Raw genomic sequence first — 13,576 nt, 5'->3', positions numbered from 1 at the left:
GTTCAGGTGCTGTGCAGAGAATATAGGCGGAAACCGATGAAAGCGGAAGCAAACACCCCCGGCAGCTCTATCCCGACCATTCTTGACGTGATGGAAGCTGTCAGCGCGCGCCTGACGGATGCCGTTCTTGATCCGACGAACCCGGAAGAACTGGACGCCGTCACAGGTGCCATTGCGCAGGTCTACGGCGGTGGCGCAAGCACGGAAGCCCAACTGTCCAACCTCATCATCTACGCGCGCGGGTGTCACGAGATGGCAGCGATTTACCGTGTGCAGGGGAATGACGACAACGCCGACCTATATCACGCCATCGGGCAGGACATGCTCACAAAGGCTCTGTTTGCGGTCGAGAACCTGACCGTTCAGAGCCTCGATATTCTCGGAGGGCGTCAGTGATGGTCGCCTACGTCCCCCAGCGCACCCATGACGACTGCATGATTGCGGCCTTCGCAACCGCGACCGATCGCACCTATGAGGAAGTCGCTGAAGCGTTCGGCGTGCCGTGCAACGGCGATGGGTATCCCTCATTGCCTCCGGTGGGCGGTGTCAATCTCCTGGCGGTCCCGGTGCCGCTTCTGTCGCTAGGCTTCAATGCCGTCCTATGCCTGTCTACAGAGGCCACAGGTAACCCCTCGCTACGCCTGTCTACCTCCGATGCTCTCAAGACCCTGCTGCCGTCGCGAACAGCCGTGGTGACAGCCCCCGATGCTCATTTGCGAGTGCTGGGCATTCAGCACGCCATGGCATGGAAGGACAGCGCGGTCATCGATTGCCGAGAGCCGGAAGGCAAAGGCCCCAAGCTGGACCGGCTCACCCTCTCAGCCGTGGTGCTCCTTACGCCTACCACCAATAGAGAGGCGCTGAACTGATGCCCATGGCCGTCTCCCCCGAACTCACTGCAAAGAAGCAGAAGGCTGAGGCCGCAATTGCGGATATCTTCGCCAGACAACAGCCCGTCTACCTGTCCATGAGCGGGGGCAAGGATTCGCTCGTCATCCTGAAGCTGTGCGAGCCACATCAAGGGCGCTTCAAGTTGGTGTGGTCGAACACTGGCTACACGTTCCCCCATGTGGAGGCGCTAGTTCGCAGGCATGGCGAGCGGTTCGGGCTGGTTGAACTCAAGTCGGATCTGATGTTGGCGTGGGAAGCGAGCGGGCTTCCTAGCGAGGTCATAACGGTGCCGGACTTCTTCTCCGGCGAGAAGGGCATGCGGCTCCAGCCGTGGCCGATGTGCTGCACCGCGTCGAAGGCATTCCCGGTGAAGGTGTTTTGCCAGAACCACGCCGGCCCGCTTACGCTGCTGCACGGGCAACGGAAGGCTGATGATTGGCGGTTCAGTGGCAAGAACGACCAGACCCCGCCACATGTGACAGTGGTCTCCCCAATCGAAGACTGGACGGACGAGGACGTGTTTGCGTTCGCCGATGCAGAGGGCGTCGAGCTGCCATCGCACTATTCGGAAGTGCCTGACTCTCTCGATTGCTGGATTTGCCCCGCGCATTGGAGCGGCGAACACGCGCAGGCATATGGCCGCTACGTTTCCAGGGAATATCCCGAGTTTGCGCGTGCCGTCGTGCCGACCGCCCGGAAGATACACGCACACATCAACGATACCGCCATGAGAATGCAGCAGGCTCTTGCGGCAACTGGAGGGATTGATGCTTAGCCAGGACCAGTTTGCATTCGTCAGCGAGTATTTCGTTGACGTGAACGCTACCGCTGCCGCCAAGCGGATCGGCCGGGAGGGCGCAACGGCGTCGTCTTTCGCTGCCGAGTGTATGGACAACCCAACCGTCAAAAGCGTCATCAGCGCCGTGTGGCAGCACATCATGGATGATGTCGCAGTCAATGGCCGCGCTCTGCATCATCCCCTGCCAGAGCAGGGCAGGGAACAGACTTTCATCATCATCGAGACGGGCTCAGCATGACGGACAAGCAATCCGAACCGCCGAAGGAAACGCGCTTTCAGCCGGGGCAGTCAGGCAACCCACGCGGCAGGCGTGCCGGTTCGCGCTCCAAGGCGCTCGTGGCTCTGGACGCTCTTGGGGAGGGCGAGGTGCAGGACATCATCAAGGCCATGATGGACAAGGCCAAGGAAGGTGATGCACAGGCCGCACGGATCATCCTTGATAGGGTATGGCCACCCCGGAAGGGAACGCGCTTCGAGTTCGATCTACCCGAGGTGTCGAAGGCGGAAGACATCCCCGGCGCGATTGGCGAGGTCACGGCACAAGTAGCCGAGGGCATCATCTCGCCTGACGAGGGAGCCGTCATCGTTGGGCTGCTGGACGCGCGGCGCAAGGCTATCGAGACGGAACAGCTCGCGAGCAGGATTGCAGCACTTGAGGTGAGGGCCGCGCTATGAACCTGGCAACCCGTCTTTCGAAGCTGGAGGAAATGACACTCGGCTCACAGAGCATTGTCTCGCGCGTGGTGCGCATCGTGGCTCCAGCCGGCTGGGATGGGGATGCCAATGCACTGCTGAGGCAGAGCGGCCATGCAGTATCGCCAGAGGGGCGCGATATCGTCATAACCCGGCTTATCGTGACGCCAGAGGGCCAGCCGCCAAGCCAGATCGCCCCGCGCATCCTGAGCGTGAGTGGAGGCGCTTGAGATGGTGGACCTTGGCCGCAGACTGGAAAAGCTGGAGCGGGCCCGGCCGGCTGCGACGGTGCCGAAGCTGGTGAGGTTATGCATCACTGATGAGGATGAAGCAGCGGCATTGCGAGACGCAAAAGCACAAGAGCTAGATGCCAGGCCTGAAGGAACTGACGTTCTGCTAATCAGGCTCCTCTCGCTGTCAGACCGCACCTGATTTGGAATTCCGGTCGCAGTTGGCTTACTGTACTCACTATCGCCCCGTCTCAATCAACGCGTCTTATCCGGCCCTTGTCGAGCCGGAAAACACCGTCTTCGCCACCCTGCTTTTCGAAGTCGCTCAGCAGCTCATCCCATGTTCCGAGAAATTCACCGCAGTCGTCGCACACGATTTGCGCTGATGGCTTGGCCTCAGCCGGCAGCCGCAGCCGGATCGTGAGACAGTAGGGACATTCCAGCTGGTGGTTCAGGTATTCTCCCATGGCAAAGATCTGGGTGCTAAGGGAGGTTTTTGTCAAGCGGGACTGTCAGGCGGTGTCGTCGGTTCGGCGGGTGCGGTGGCGAGAAGAATAGCACTCGCCCTCGGTAATTCCCCTACCGGAATTCAGGGACTGCGCCTTCAGCCGCTCTAACGTAGGCTCGACCTATCCAGTTTGATGGCAGACGGAGGAATTTCCATGACCACCGACCGGCCAAAGCCTGAGGTTGATTTCGAGACGGCGTATCTAGGGGCGGTCCTCGCAAACGCTCTCAGTTCGCTCAAGCAGAAGGATGTTGACGCGCTGATAGGCGTGGCGAACGCATTCCTTGCTAACGACCCCGAGGGGCGCGCAACGCTGCTGTCTAACGTGAAACGGATTTATGAGGGTGTGTCGGCAGCCGGTGACGGAAGGCGGCTGCAATAGCGATTGAAAGCGCTGTCAACCTTCTCGCCATTTCTTGAACGCTTCCGTCTCCAGCTCTGCCGATTTACGAGCCAAGCGCGCGTAACGAGCTGAGCTGCTAGCCTCCAATTCAGCTCGCTGGGCTGCAATTGCCGCCCGCTGCGCTTTCCCTATTGCGCCGCCACGCAGGTATATTTCTGATGAGGGACCGTATTCCCCACCCGCCGCAGACGACGGCAAGTACGGTCACGGTCAAACTTGGAAACGCTGAATCCTCGCGACCATAGCTACTACCGCCGCCGCTACCTCGGCTGCTTCTCTCAGAGCGTCCGCCGCTAGATAGTCCTGCCCGGTCGCCGCCTTGGTTGGCACTCGCCCCCTCGCACCACGAAGACTTATATCCGGGCTGCCATCTTACCGCGTATCCCTCGCGCATCAGCACCTCGCCGGCAGTGACGCCGCTCTTGAGCCTCACGACGACCAAAGCGCGCCCGTAGCGGTCTTTGCGCCCGCTATCCTCTACCCGCGTTCCTGGCTGGTCTAGAAGCTCCTGAAGGCGCATACGGGCCTGCTCACCCAACAGCCTCTCGCTTGCGCAGTTGGCGTTTCGGATTTCTGGCGCGTCATAGCCGCTCTTGTTGGGCGCTCCTGGTCCCATATCGCGCATCCGTTCGGTGCCACAGCGGATGGTATCTCCGTCAACGGCGGTGAGGCTGGAGCAGGCTAGAACTGTGGCGGCAATCAATGCGAACACGGGCTTCAGTTCCGAATTGAACGCGCATCACAGCGATGCCATTCCATCTGGTGGCCGTACTCGCCCTGTCGCCCGTAACACCAACCGGCAGCGGCCAATGATTTCTCAGTATGTGTCCTGGCATCGCAAGCGCGGAGCGTCTCTTGGGAATCGCCTGAACCACCTCTGCACTTCCCGTTTTGGTCCTGCCAACGGGTTAGCATCCCTTCGGGATTAGCAGCCTGGCCGCGTAGCACGCTGCCGGTCTCTCGGATCACGGACAGACGATCGATATTGATCTGGAACTCGAATGAAGCAACTCCATTAGAGCTTCGCGCCCTCGCAGGGCTATGCGCGAACCAATCAACGACCGCTGAAACGGAGCAAACGGAGTCTTTACAGGCAACGGAGAGGGAGCGGTCACGAACACTGTAGTCTCGAACGGGCCAGCGCAGCGCGAACTTGCGCTTTTCCTCCATGACAGCCGCAGCAGAGACTACGTTGCCATAAAATTCGATGCTCTCCGTGTAGATGCCACTCATGAATGTGAGTGCTGCTTCGTTCGGAGATGACCAAGCTCCATGATAGGCATGTGCAAAAATGGCAGCCAGTTCCTCTGCACCCAATTTTGGCAACGCGCCGGATTCTGCTTCCTGCTCGGAGGGAGGATCGGTCGCAACAGGCGGTGCAGGGGGCTCTGAAAGGCAACGAATTTGAACGACAGCTGGCGCTACCAACTCCGCGAGATCAGCGCTTTTAAGCTCATCGTTTGAACGTGGTGCGGATTCGTATTCGATCTCTCTGCTTTGCAGGAATAGCTCCAGAACGTTTGAGCGAACTGCAAAATTGACGTTTTGAGGGAGAATGCCTGTGTTTTCTGCGAACCGAGATCCAAGCACGGCCGTCGCAACGCCAAGGACCGAGCCGGAGCGATCCACTACAGGTCCGCCTGAGTTGCCCGGCTGGAGCGGTGTCGATATCTGGAGGTAACGCGTATCGTTGTCGATGCCCACAAGGGAGTTTATGTTCCCGGTCGTTACCTTGATGGAATCCGATAAAACGCCGTCCAGCGGGTAACCAAAAGCGGCAATGTCGTCGCCGAGGCGCGGCGCTAGGCTGCGTAGTCGCAAGAACGGTTTGCCCGCACCTCCGGCCACCTTCACTGCCGCTAAATCATTCTGTCTATCTACGATCCAGTCCGTCGCACCGCCAAGCTTCGGCACGCTGGCCTTGGTACAGCCTTCGAGGACATGGGCGTTGGTGACGACCCAGCCGTCTCCGTTCACGAAGAATCCTGAGCCTGAGCTGGAAGCTTCAGGCTGCGCGCCTGCGGCGTTTACGAGGCACGAGAAAAGGATTCCAGAGACGGCAGCAACGACACGCGACATGATCAACCCCAAGCCGGCGCTAATCGTAGTCGAACGCCCAATCGCGTGCAAATAGCGCCCCGCGTAGCCGTCTTCGCATCAATGACAGTGCACGCGCCCGCCGTTGCTGTTGTCGGCGTGGCAGCATTGGCCTGCTGGCGAACTCTTGCGGCAACCCCCGCCGTGGGCAGCCGCCGTGCAAGTAAGCGCCAGCAGGACGGCTATCGCAGCCGATAGTGTGACCTTCATATTCCCCTCCCGGCCTACGTGCATGTGGTCAGCGATCCGCCCTTTATCGCTTCCTGCCATTTCGGCCCCAAGGTCTCGCGAGCCGAGATTGCCTGAGCGGCGTACGGCTCACCTTCGCGGAACATTTTCACCGCAAATGATTGGTCATGGCTGCCGGAATAGATGACTGGACCGGGCGTATAGGTTGTCTGTGCGCTCATCCATCCGCCGCCGTATTGGCCGGTCGTGTGGTAGGTGCCAGGCATCTGGCTTGCCCTCACGTTGTTGGCAGATGCAGCGTTCACGATGATATAGCGGTCGAACCCCGCCTTGATGGTTTCGATTGCCGCCTGCCGTTGGGCAACCTTGGCTGCCCCTATGCTTCCGCACACCGGAGCTGCGCTCGCCTGAATGATTACCGTGTCTTGAGACGTTCGAATTGCGTTCGTGCCGGCACAACCGGCAAGAACGACAAGAGCCGCCAAGCTTAGATATTTCATGTGTACCCTCCCAACCCGAGCGAACCATCGCGCGTAAACCCGTGAGAGTCTAGCCGACTAGGTATGAGGGGTTCAGGACGACGGGCGGTGTCCGTGGGGCAGCCGCCCGCTGCCTAGGCCTTGTTGGGTTTCTAGCGCCTGCCTTTCGATTTACGGCGGGCGGTTTCGGCAACAACAAACCAGTTCGGTGCGACGCCGCTGTTCCACGTTAGATCGGTCTCGGTGTCATGCTGTTCTTCGGGCGGCTCGGACTCGAAATCTGGATCGCCGTCCATTTCGTCCAGCATCGCAATGAGGCGCTCCACCTCAGCCTCTATCTCGGCCCGCGTCGGAATCATTGGTCGCTCCAGCGAATTACTAGATCCCCGTCGAGAACCTTCGTTGCCCGAACGACATGTTTGATGTGAATGCGGCGGCTTGCTGAGTATCGTCTGAACTGCGCCCCCGACTTGCACGCCTCATCTAGTTCCTTCATCGAGACGTTGCACTCGAACGCGCGCTTGCGGATCGAATCGATGAGTTCGTTGCCTGTTGGGTTCGGCGGCCGGCGTGGATAGGTGAGCCGGGAATACTGCATTCGATTAACAACCTGGAGCCTCGTTAGCCCCAGCTCCTTCGCAATTTCGGCCGTTGGAACACCATGCCGAACCCGCTGCCGCAGAATGCTGTGCTGTTCATCAGTCCACGAGTGTATTTGCTTTCGCAGATTGCACTTGCCCGCGAAGCCGCGAATTGCGGCTTTGGTGCGGTGCGGCAGGCGCTTCTCAATTTCCTCGATATCCGGCCAGAACGAGACGACTACCTCGTGTTCTTTGAGCGTCCAATCGCTGTGACGCCTTACGATGGGGCGTGGCGGACTGCTTTCGCGGCCTATCATTCCATGCATGGTCAATTCCTCCGCTGACCTGGGGTCGCCCACCGCGCGCGGAGCATGAAAATCTACTCAACTGTTAGCTAGTGCTGCCCTTACGTAATTCTCGCATTCCACCGACTTCACGAGGATTGATGGGGATATAGGATTCGTGATTTCGGCACGCGGCAGGCTGAGTCGCGCAGCGGCGTCGCGGCTCAATCATCATTGCTGGCATTGAGGTCTTGCGGACGCGTCCCCGATTCCGGTTCTGATCCACTGCGGCGAGCTAGACGCACGCCCGCGCCGCCGCCGTTCTCAGGGATGAAAGCGACCCCCACCGCTTCCAAGGCTGCGACGATTGCCGCGAGGTTGTTGTGAACCGGGACGCTCCTACCAGCCTCGAAATTCCGCACCGTGGATAGTCCGACCTTGGCCGCGTCTGCCAATTGCTGCTGCGAGAAATCGACCAAGCCGCGCGCCGCCCTGCATTGTGATGGTGTAAGCAATCTGCATCTCCTTTTTGCGTCACCATAACGAAAATCGTTTGACAACGCCATATGCAACGATTTAGGTTCATCTTAACGTTAATCGTTAGGCATTGGATCAACGTTATGTTTGACCGACAGACCATCATGCGCACCGCTTGGGAGAACTACCGCCGCTGGCATGCAGTGCGCGAGAGCATCCACGGACCCCGCGCCTTCGACCGCACAGAATTCGCTTGGAAGCTGCGTTGCGCATGGGCTGAAGCCAAGCGCGCCGCAATGGGCGAGGCCGAACGCCGCGCCGATGCCATCCGCGCCGAAATCGACGCCCTCAAGTTCAAGTCCTTCCACATCAACACCGAACCCACGCGCGCACGGCTCAATGCCGAGCTGGCCGCGCTCGCTGCATAGGAGGAAGACATGCAGACCATCACTCGCCGCCATTTCCTACGAAACACCGCCGCCGCTGGTGCGGTCGGTACGGCAGCCGCCGCGCCCGCCGCCGTCGCTGCTGTTGCCGCGCCTATGGGCCAGGGAACCGTTGCAGCCCCTTCCGAGAATCCGAAGCTACTGGCAGCGCATGAGGCGGTGTTGGCAGCGGATGCCGAGTTGCAGGCTGCGAGAGACGCGCTTGAATGGCTGGTGGACGAATACCGTCACCTCTGGCCGCTCGCACCGGAGGAAATCCTTGGCGCTGCCAATGCATCACCGTATTTGCGGGGAGATGCGGTTCTCGAAACCGATCTTGCAGGTCGACCGCTTCCCCGTGATACAGCACCACTGACAAAGAGGCTGTCGAAGTGCTTCCGGCAGACAAACGAAAAAACCTGTTTTCAGCTCGACACTGCCATCGACCTTCAAGAGCGCGTCAATTCTTTTCGCGCCCTTAAGCCTACCGGCAGGACACCCCGCGCTCTCGCTCGTAACCGCGCTTGGATTCAAGAAGCGCGCCGCAAGTTCGAAACGGCTCTTCAGTTGGCAATCCAATACGAGGCGGAAACCGCTCGACTGCGCAACGTGTCAGGCGTCGAAGGCGTAAAAATGCACGTGGCGACTGCGATCCAGAAGCGCGATAGCGCCGTCGCTGCTCTTTGCAAGCAGACCGCATTCACCACAGCCGGCGTGGCTCTCAAGGCCGAGGCGGTCCAGATGCTCCTGCCGAGCCTGTTTAGCAAATTCGGTGAAGGAACAGATGCCTTTGACGCCCTTATCAACACGCTGACCCGCGTATCAGTCCCACAAGTCTGATCCGTAGCCGGCGCGATACCTGCCTACCAGTCACCTGCTGTTCAACAGGAGATTACCATGACGAACGACGTCACGCGGGCGAATGCCAGAGGTTTGCCCATCGATCGCCACGCTCTGGAGGACGCGATAGAGCGTTTGCTGCGTGTCCTTGACGCACTAGACGGTGACCCCGACCGAGAACCGGAGGACGAACATGGCGGCGACATTCTAGATGAGCCGCACGATGACGATGTCTTCACGGGCGCGGATAGCGAATACTCGATGGGCTGGCATGATGAGGGCAGCCAACTCAACCTGAGCGCCGGCCGCGATGACCTCGAAGCCGAACTAGGAGCAACCGAGGAAATCGATCAGGTGCGACGGCTCGAAACCATCGAAGCGTGGCTTCATCCGGACGGGGAGCCTGAACTAGGTTGGACTGGCCACGGGCGCGGCTGCCTTCCCGGCGAACCCACCGATGACCGAGAGGGCGACGACGAACGCGATTGCGACCTCGCGGGAGGCAGCACAGATCTAGAACTCGATCACGGCGAATACGATGGCCCCGGCTTTATTTGGGGCGACAACGAGGACGCGCACCCTTAGTCCCTTGTCACCGACGTTACAGGCTGCAACATGCCTGCGGTGGCAGAGCGAGGTAAGGGCGTGTCGGTAAACGCGAGAGCAGCAGTCGTGCAGCTACGGGCGCTGCTACTCGCCGATGCGGCGATTGATGTAGACCACGCGCGCCGCTTGGTAGAAGCGGCCGCAAGCCGGTTATCCGATCCGGCCTCAGCTCAGGAGCTTGTCGAAACGTTCCTGTGCATGCTCCAGACTAACCCTGCGGACTACGGCAACATGCACGATGTCAAAGACCCGACAGGGGAGGCCCTGGCGCTGTTGAGCGCTATCGAGGCCGGAATGAACTGGCGCAGGCAATAGCCGACAGGCGTTAACCTTGCCCATGCGTAGGCGTGGACAGAATCAGCCGGCGATTGCTTCCAACGCCATCGAAGTCGACAGTCGCTGTGCAGCCGCAAGGCTGTGGCGGGCCGGCGTTCTCAGGCAATTGGCTCGCTCGCGAGCTGCGCCGGCTCGTCCTGCATCGCTATCCATAGGACGGTTGCTTATCCACCCCCGTCAGCCTCGGCGCATCATGCCCTCCACTTTATCTACTGGAGGTGAAACGTGATGCAGTTCGATTTTGCCGTTTCCGCTACGCTCGCTCTGACATTGCTGTTCGCCTTCGCCGCTATCTGGCTGGCATCGGTCGGGCCGGATGCACAGGCATCGCGAAAACAGGTGGCCGAGCGGTTGGCTCAAATCGCCGTCCTTGGAGCGGTGGCGCTGTTTGCGTTGCTCAGGGGTGATAGGTGACATCAGCCCCACTCCCCTGCCCCATCAGCATCAAAGAGCAGTCGGCAAGACCGCCGATTTCAGGCGAGGATTTGCCTCGCTAGGAGCTGCATATTTGACGAATATTAGACGTATCTGGCGCGGGTAGAGCTAAGTACTTGAAATTGCTGGTACGCCCAAGGGGAATCGAACCCCTGTTTGCGCCGTGAGAGGGCGCCGTCCTGACCGCTAGACGATGGGCGCTTGCCAGAACCGGCGATATAGAGGGGAATTTTCGCGAATGCAACCTCGCCAAGTCCATTTCCTGTTGCAGCCGCTGATTTTTCCGTCGGGCGTTATTCCTTGGTCGCGGCTGCCTTGCGTGGCTCGATCAGGTCGAAGAGATTGCCGTAGAGATCGGCAAAGACGGCCACGGTGCCGTAAGGCTCATGACGCGGTTCTTCCTTGAAAACAACGCCCTGGGCGATCATGCGGGCATGGTCGCGCGCAAAATCGTCGGTCTCGAAAAAGAAGCCCACACGCCCGCCAGTCTGGTTGCCGATGCGGCTCTGCTGCGCCTCGCCGGATGCCTTTGCAAGCAGGATGCGCGCGCCGGCGCCCGAAGACGGCGCGACGACCACCCAGCGCTTGCCCTCACCCATATCGGTGTCTTCGACCACATCAAGGCCGAGCCGGTCGCGGTACCAGGCGACCGCTTCGTCATAATCGCCCACGACGATTGCGACGGTGGCGAGCCGGCCAAGCTTCGGCCGCTCCATCTGCGTGCCGCCGGCGCTCATTGCGCCTCACGAACCGCGAAGCGGCCCACGGGTTCGCCACGGACCGTGTCGTAGAGCAGGATAGAGCGCTCTCCATCCGGTAGTTGAAGCTGCAGGCTCAGCACACTGCCCGAAAGCGCGTGGCTGACGATGCGCGCGCCGCGCGGCAGCGCGATCTCGCCTTCGAGCACGGTGCCGTCCGCCGGCCTCGGCAGTTCCGAGACTGCGGCGGGTACGGGCTCCTCCACGCGGCTGGCGCGGTAGACAATGGCGACCACCACCGCCATAAGGGCGAGAAACAGGAGCCCCAGATTGATCGCGACGAACCGCACAAGCTTGCGCCGGACCCTTTCGACCGCGGGGTCGAGCGGCTTTTCCTGTTCGTCGTCTAGGGGGGCGGCCATGGGCATGTCGGGTCCGGTTGATCGATGAGCGATCCTGATAACGAAGCCGAAGCCGCATTGAAAGAGTTCGTCGCCGATGCCGGCGGAGAGCGCATCGATCAGTGGCTCGCCGCGCGCCTCGGCCCGGACCTGTCGCGCAGCCGCATCCAGGCGCTGATCCGTGAGGGTGCCGTCAGTGTCAACGGTGCGCCCGTAGCCGAGCCCAAGCGCAAGCTGACCACAGGCGACCGCATCGTGCTGGCGATGCCCGAGCCCGAACCCGCCGCGCCCGAAGGTGAGGACATTCCGCTCGATATCCTGTTCGAGGATGACGATCTCGTAGTCGTCAACAAGCCGGCTGGCCTCGTCGTCCACCCCGGGGCGGGCAACTGGACCGGCACGCTGGTCAATGCGCTGATTCATCACTGCGGCGCGTCACTCTCCGGCATTGGAGGGGTTCGCAGACCCGGCATCGTGCATCGGCTGGACAAGGATACGAGCGGCGTGCTCGTTGTCGCCAAGAACGACCGCACTCACCGGGCCCTGTCGGAGGCATTCGCCGACCACGGCCGAACCGGCGATCTGGAGCGTGCCTATGACGCGCTGGTCTGGGGGTCGCCCGCCCGCGTCACCGGCACGGTCGATGCGCCACTGGGTCGATCGGGAACGGATCGCACGCGCCAGGCGGTGGTGCGCGAAACGGCGGCCGACGCGCGCCGCGCCGTCACGCACTTCACGATTCTGGAGCGCTTCGGTGAGAAGCCGGATGCCACGGCCATGGCTTCGCTGGTCGAATGCCGGCTGGAAACCGGCCGGACCCACCAGATTCGCGTTCACATGGCCCATATCGGCCATCCGCTGCTGGGCGATCAAGAATACGGCAAAGCCTTCTTCACCAAGGCCAACAAGCTGGAAGAGCCGCTCGGCAGCCTCGTCCGCGCCTTCCCACGGCAGGCACTTCATGCCCGGTTGCTCGCCTTCCGTCACCCAACCACGGATGCGTTGATGCGTTTCGAGGCGCCCCACCCGGTCGATCTCGCGGAACTCCTCGACGCTTTTCGCCGTTGGGACTTGAAGACCAAGGGTGGCAATACCTAAATCACGAGGGTTGCCCCGGCTGTTCAAGCCCGGGTGACACACTGTTTTCTGTGTTCACAGACCGTGATTTTGCCGCAAACACACCTATATTGAAGGTCTAACGGCGTTGTGCGCCAGAATGCGGCTGCGCCGGATGCCCGCCATCCTTGGGGGCAGAACACGCAAGATGAGGGAGGGCGCTTCATGGCCCAGTCACTACCCAGTATCGTTTCCGGAGAAGGCGGACTTTCCCGCTATCTCGAGGAAATCAGACGTTTTCCCATGCTCCAGCCGCAGGAAGAGTACATGCTCGCCAAGCGGTACCATGAGCATGAAGACACCGGCGCTGCCCACAAGCTGGTGACAAGCCATCTGCGTCTCGTGGCCAAGATCGCCATGGGGTATCGCGGCTATGGGCTGCCGATCGGCGAGGTCATTTCGGAAGGCAATGTCGGCCTCATGCAGGCCGTCAAGAAGTTCGAGCCCGAGCGCGGCTTCCGCCTCGCGACCTATGCCATGTGGTGGATCAAGGCCTCGATCCAGGAGTATATCCTGCGCTCGTGGAGCCTCGTGAAGATGGGCACCACCGCCAACCAGAAGCGGTTGTTCTTCAACCTGCGCAAGGTGAAGGGCAAGATTCAGGCGCTCGACGAGGGCGATTTGAAGCCGGAGCAAATCACCGAGATCGCCACCCGCCTCAACGTTTCCGAGGAAGAGGTTGTCTCGATGAACCGCCGCCTGTCGGGCGATGCGTCGCTGAATGCCCCGATCCGGGCATCCGAAGGCGAATCCGGCGAGTGGCAAGACTGGCTCGTGGACGATCACGAAAGCCAGGAAGCCATGCTGATCGAGCAGGACGAACTGGACAATCGCCGCGACATGCTGGCCAGCGCCATGTCTGTGCTGAACGACCGTGAGCGCCGTATCTTTGAGGCTCGTCGCCTCTCGGAAGAGCCGATGACGCTTGAAGAGCTGTCGTCCGAGTTCGACATCAGCCGCGAACGCGTGCGCCAGATCGAGGTTCGTGCCTTCGAGAAGGTTCAGGATGCGGTCAAGGCCGCGGCGCGCCGTCAGGCACAGTCGCTGCGTACCATTGATGCGGAGCCTGCCCACTGACGGTGGCGCGG

At 60.8% G+C, this 13,576-nt stretch carries 23 protein-coding genes and 1 tRNA gene; 14 read left to right on the top strand and 10 right to left on the bottom strand.

Annotated features, from left to right (window positions below; all coding sequences use genetic code 11):
* Window positions 1-36: 36 nt before the first annotated feature.
* The 6 genes from V1479_RS14190 to V1479_RS14165 are packed head-to-tail and all read left to right on the top strand — an operon-like array spanning window position 37 to window position 2,613.
* Window positions 37-396: a hypothetical protein gene (locus V1479_RS14190; protein ID WP_368803458.1), complete on the top strand. Its 360-nt coding sequence runs from the start codon at window positions 37-39 to the stop codon at window positions 394-396.
* Window positions 396-869, top strand: a complete 474-nt coding sequence (locus tag V1479_RS14185; protein WP_368803457.1) for a hypothetical protein — start codon at window positions 396-398, stop codon at window positions 867-869. The genes V1479_RS14190 and V1479_RS14185 overlap by 1 nt, the downstream gene beginning before the upstream one ends.
* Window positions 869-1,666 carry a phosphoadenosine phosphosulfate reductase domain-containing protein gene (locus tag V1479_RS14180; RefSeq protein WP_368803456.1) on the top strand — a complete coding sequence of 266 codons (798 nt, stop codon included), beginning with the start codon at window positions 869-871 and terminating at the stop codon, window positions 1,664-1,666. The genes V1479_RS14185 and V1479_RS14180 overlap by 1 nt, the downstream gene beginning before the upstream one ends.
* On the top strand, window positions 1,659-1,928 hold the full coding sequence (locus tag V1479_RS14175) for a terminase small subunit (protein ID WP_368803455.1): 270 nt from the start codon (window positions 1,659-1,661) through the stop codon (window positions 1,926-1,928). The genes V1479_RS14180 and V1479_RS14175 overlap by 8 nt, the downstream gene beginning before the upstream one ends.
* Window positions 1,925-2,365, top strand: coding sequence for a DUF5681 domain-containing protein (locus V1479_RS14170; RefSeq protein ID WP_368803454.1), 441 nt, complete (start codon window positions 1,925-1,927; stop codon window positions 2,363-2,365). The genes V1479_RS14175 and V1479_RS14170 overlap by 4 nt, the downstream gene beginning before the upstream one ends.
* Window positions 2,362-2,613, top strand: coding sequence for a hypothetical protein (locus tag V1479_RS14165; protein ID WP_368803453.1), 252 nt, complete (start codon window positions 2,362-2,364; stop codon window positions 2,611-2,613). The genes V1479_RS14170 and V1479_RS14165 overlap by 4 nt, the downstream gene beginning before the upstream one ends.
* A 251-nt stretch (window positions 2,614-2,864) precedes the next feature.
* Here the strand turns inward: V1479_RS14165 and V1479_RS14160 are convergent, their stop codons facing one another.
* Window positions 2,865-3,080 (bottom strand): hypothetical protein, encoded by a 216-nt coding sequence (locus tag V1479_RS14160; protein ID WP_368803452.1) that lies wholly within the window; start codon window positions 3,078-3,080, stop codon window positions 2,865-2,867.
* 195 nt (window positions 3,081-3,275) lie between these two features.
* Between V1479_RS14160 and V1479_RS14155 the strand changes: the two genes are divergently transcribed.
* A complete protein-coding gene (locus V1479_RS14155) occupies window positions 3,276-3,503 on the top strand; it encodes a hypothetical protein (RefSeq protein WP_368803451.1) in 228 nt (75 codons plus the stop codon).
* A gap of 109 nt (window positions 3,504-3,612) precedes the next feature.
* Here V1479_RS14155 and V1479_RS14150 read toward each other — a convergent pair whose 3' ends face one another.
* The 6 genes from V1479_RS14150 to V1479_RS14125 form a co-directional block, all read right to left on the bottom strand.
* Window positions 3,613-4,140: a thermonuclease family protein gene (locus V1479_RS14150; RefSeq protein WP_368803648.1), complete on the bottom strand. Its 528-nt coding sequence runs from the start codon at window positions 4,138-4,140 to the stop codon at window positions 3,613-3,615.
* A gap of 101 nt (window positions 4,141-4,241) precedes the next feature.
* Complete coding sequence (locus V1479_RS14145) at window positions 4,242-5,603, bottom strand: S1 family peptidase (RefSeq protein WP_368803450.1); 1,362 nt, start codon at window positions 5,601-5,603, stop codon at window positions 4,242-4,244.
* 242 nt (window positions 5,604-5,845) lie between these two features.
* Window positions 5,846-6,310 (bottom strand): hypothetical protein, encoded by a 465-nt coding sequence (locus tag V1479_RS14140; RefSeq protein ID WP_368803449.1) that lies wholly within the window; start codon window positions 6,308-6,310, stop codon window positions 5,846-5,848.
* Window positions 6,311-6,441: 131 nt separating this feature from the next.
* Window positions 6,442-6,648, bottom strand: coding sequence for a hypothetical protein (locus tag V1479_RS14135; protein ID WP_368803448.1), 207 nt, complete (start codon window positions 6,646-6,648; stop codon window positions 6,442-6,444).
* Complete coding sequence (locus V1479_RS14130) at window positions 6,645-7,196, bottom strand: hypothetical protein (RefSeq protein WP_368803447.1); 552 nt, start codon at window positions 7,194-7,196, stop codon at window positions 6,645-6,647. The genes V1479_RS14135 and V1479_RS14130 overlap by 4 nt, the downstream gene beginning before the upstream one ends.
* Before the next feature lie 182 nt (window positions 7,197-7,378).
* Window positions 7,379-7,669, bottom strand: coding sequence for a helix-turn-helix domain-containing protein (locus tag V1479_RS14125; protein WP_368803446.1), 291 nt, complete (start codon window positions 7,667-7,669; stop codon window positions 7,379-7,381).
* Window positions 7,670-7,774: 105 nt separating this feature from the next.
* Between V1479_RS14125 and V1479_RS14120 the strand changes: the two genes are divergently transcribed.
* The 5 genes from V1479_RS14120 to V1479_RS14100 all read left to right on the top strand — a co-directional run bounded on the left by V1479_RS14120 (window position 7,775) and on the right by V1479_RS14100 (window position 10,252).
* Complete coding sequence (locus V1479_RS14120) at window positions 7,775-8,059, top strand: hypothetical protein (protein ID WP_368803445.1); 285 nt, start codon at window positions 7,775-7,777, stop codon at window positions 8,057-8,059.
* 9 nt (window positions 8,060-8,068) lie between these two features.
* Window positions 8,069-8,896 (top strand): hypothetical protein, encoded by an 828-nt coding sequence (locus tag V1479_RS14115; protein ID WP_368803444.1) that lies wholly within the window; start codon window positions 8,069-8,071, stop codon window positions 8,894-8,896.
* A 57-nt stretch (window positions 8,897-8,953) separates the two neighbouring features.
* Complete coding sequence (locus tag V1479_RS14110) at window positions 8,954-9,481, top strand: hypothetical protein (protein WP_368803443.1); 528 nt, start codon at window positions 8,954-8,956, stop codon at window positions 9,479-9,481.
* A 30-nt stretch (window positions 9,482-9,511) separates the two neighbouring features.
* Window positions 9,512-9,817: a hypothetical protein gene (locus tag V1479_RS14105; RefSeq protein WP_368803442.1), complete on the top strand. Its 306-nt coding sequence runs from the start codon at window positions 9,512-9,514 to the stop codon at window positions 9,815-9,817.
* Between the two features lie 246 nt (window positions 9,818-10,063).
* Window positions 10,064-10,252: a hypothetical protein gene (locus V1479_RS14100; RefSeq protein WP_368803441.1), complete on the top strand. Its 189-nt coding sequence runs from the start codon at window positions 10,064-10,066 to the stop codon at window positions 10,250-10,252.
* A 147-nt stretch (window positions 10,253-10,399) separates the two neighbouring features.
* Here the strand turns inward: V1479_RS14100 and V1479_RS14095 are convergent.
* From V1479_RS14095 to V1479_RS14085, 3 genes are all read right to left on the bottom strand, one after another.
* Window positions 10,400-10,474, bottom strand: a tRNA-Glu gene (locus V1479_RS14095).
* Window positions 10,475-10,566: 92 nt separating this feature from the next.
* Window positions 10,567-11,010 (bottom strand): VOC family protein, encoded by a 444-nt coding sequence (locus V1479_RS14090; RefSeq protein WP_368803440.1) that lies wholly within the window; start codon window positions 11,008-11,010, stop codon window positions 10,567-10,569.
* Entirely contained in the window at window positions 11,007-11,393 is a 387-nt protein-coding gene (locus V1479_RS14085) for a fimbrial protein (protein WP_368803439.1), read from the bottom strand. The genes V1479_RS14090 and V1479_RS14085 overlap by 4 nt, the downstream gene beginning before the upstream one ends.
* Window positions 11,394-11,417: 24 nt before the next feature.
* On the opposite strand from V1479_RS14085, the gene V1479_RS14080 reads away from it, so the two are divergent.
* Together V1479_RS14080 and rpoH are read left to right on the top strand one after the other, a co-directional pair.
* Complete coding sequence (locus V1479_RS14080) at window positions 11,418-12,470, top strand: RluA family pseudouridine synthase (RefSeq protein ID WP_368803438.1); 1,053 nt, start codon at window positions 11,418-11,420, stop codon at window positions 12,468-12,470.
* A 183-nt stretch (window positions 12,471-12,653) separates the two neighbouring features.
* Entirely contained in the window at window positions 12,654-13,565 is a 912-nt protein-coding gene (rpoH, locus tag V1479_RS14075; RefSeq protein ID WP_368803437.1) for an RNA polymerase sigma factor RpoH, read from the top strand.
* Window positions 13,566-13,576 lie beyond the last annotated feature (11 nt).

This window comes from Neoaquamicrobium sediminum (genome assembly GCF_040970315.1).
Taxonomy (GTDB): domain Bacteria; phylum Pseudomonadota; class Alphaproteobacteria; order Rhizobiales; family Rhizobiaceae; genus Aerobium; species Aerobium sediminum.
The sequence above is the reverse complement of the archived record's forward strand: the minus strand, read 5'-3'. Positions and strand labels throughout refer to the sequence as shown.

Coding starts and splice junctions, on each gene's coding strand:
- V1479_RS14145 (WP_368803450.1), bottom strand. CDS start 5,603: ATGTCGCGTGTCGTTGCTGCCGTCTCTGGAATCCTTTTCTCGTGCCTC.
- V1479_RS14115 (WP_368803444.1), top strand. CDS start 8,069: ATGCAGACCATCACTCGCCGCCATTTCCTACGAAACACCGCCGCCGCT.
- V1479_RS14140 (WP_368803449.1), bottom strand. CDS start 6,310: ATGAAATATCTAAGCTTGGCGGCTCTTGTCGTTCTTGCCGGTTGTGCC.
- V1479_RS14175 (WP_368803455.1), top strand. CDS start 1,659: ATGCTTAGCCAGGACCAGTTTGCATTCGTCAGCGAGTATTTCGTTGAC.
- V1479_RS14110 (WP_368803443.1), top strand. CDS start 8,954: ATGACGAACGACGTCACGCGGGCGAATGCCAGAGGTTTGCCCATCGAT.
- V1479_RS14170 (WP_368803454.1), top strand. CDS start 1,925: ATGACGGACAAGCAATCCGAACCGCCGAAGGAAACGCGCTTTCAGCCG.
- V1479_RS14190 (WP_368803458.1), top strand. CDS start 37: ATGAAAGCGGAAGCAAACACCCCCGGCAGCTCTATCCCGACCATTCTT.
- V1479_RS14150 (WP_368803648.1), bottom strand. CDS start 4,140: ATGGGACCAGGAGCGCCCAACAAGAGCGGCTATGACGCGCCAGAAATC.
- rpoH (WP_368803437.1), top strand. CDS start 12,654: ATGGCCCAGTCACTACCCAGTATCGTTTCCGGAGAAGGCGGACTTTCC.
- V1479_RS14105 (WP_368803442.1), top strand. CDS start 9,512: ATGCCTGCGGTGGCAGAGCGAGGTAAGGGCGTGTCGGTAAACGCGAGA.
- V1479_RS14160 (WP_368803452.1), bottom strand. CDS start 3,080: ATGGGAGAATACCTGAACCACCAGCTGGAATGTCCCTACTGTCTCACG.
- V1479_RS14155 (WP_368803451.1), top strand. CDS start 3,276: ATGACCACCGACCGGCCAAAGCCTGAGGTTGATTTCGAGACGGCGTAT.
- V1479_RS14165 (WP_368803453.1), top strand. CDS start 2,362: ATGAACCTGGCAACCCGTCTTTCGAAGCTGGAGGAAATGACACTCGGC.
- V1479_RS14085 (WP_368803439.1), bottom strand. CDS start 11,393: ATGGCCGCCCCCCTAGACGACGAACAGGAAAAGCCGCTCGACCCCGCG.
- V1479_RS14180 (WP_368803456.1), top strand. CDS start 869: ATGCCCATGGCCGTCTCCCCCGAACTCACTGCAAAGAAGCAGAAGGCT.
- V1479_RS14090 (WP_368803440.1), bottom strand. CDS start 11,010: ATGAGCGCCGGCGGCACGCAGATGGAGCGGCCGAAGCTTGGCCGGCTC.
- V1479_RS14080 (WP_368803438.1), top strand. CDS start 11,418: ATGAGCGATCCTGATAACGAAGCCGAAGCCGCATTGAAAGAGTTCGTC.
- V1479_RS14185 (WP_368803457.1), top strand. CDS start 396: ATGGTCGCCTACGTCCCCCAGCGCACCCATGACGACTGCATGATTGCG.
- V1479_RS14130 (WP_368803447.1), bottom strand. CDS start 7,196: ATGCATGGAATGATAGGCCGCGAAAGCAGTCCGCCACGCCCCATCGTA.
- V1479_RS14135 (WP_368803448.1), bottom strand. CDS start 6,648: ATGATTCCGACGCGGGCCGAGATAGAGGCTGAGGTGGAGCGCCTCATT.
- V1479_RS14120 (WP_368803445.1), top strand. CDS start 7,775: ATGTTTGACCGACAGACCATCATGCGCACCGCTTGGGAGAACTACCGC.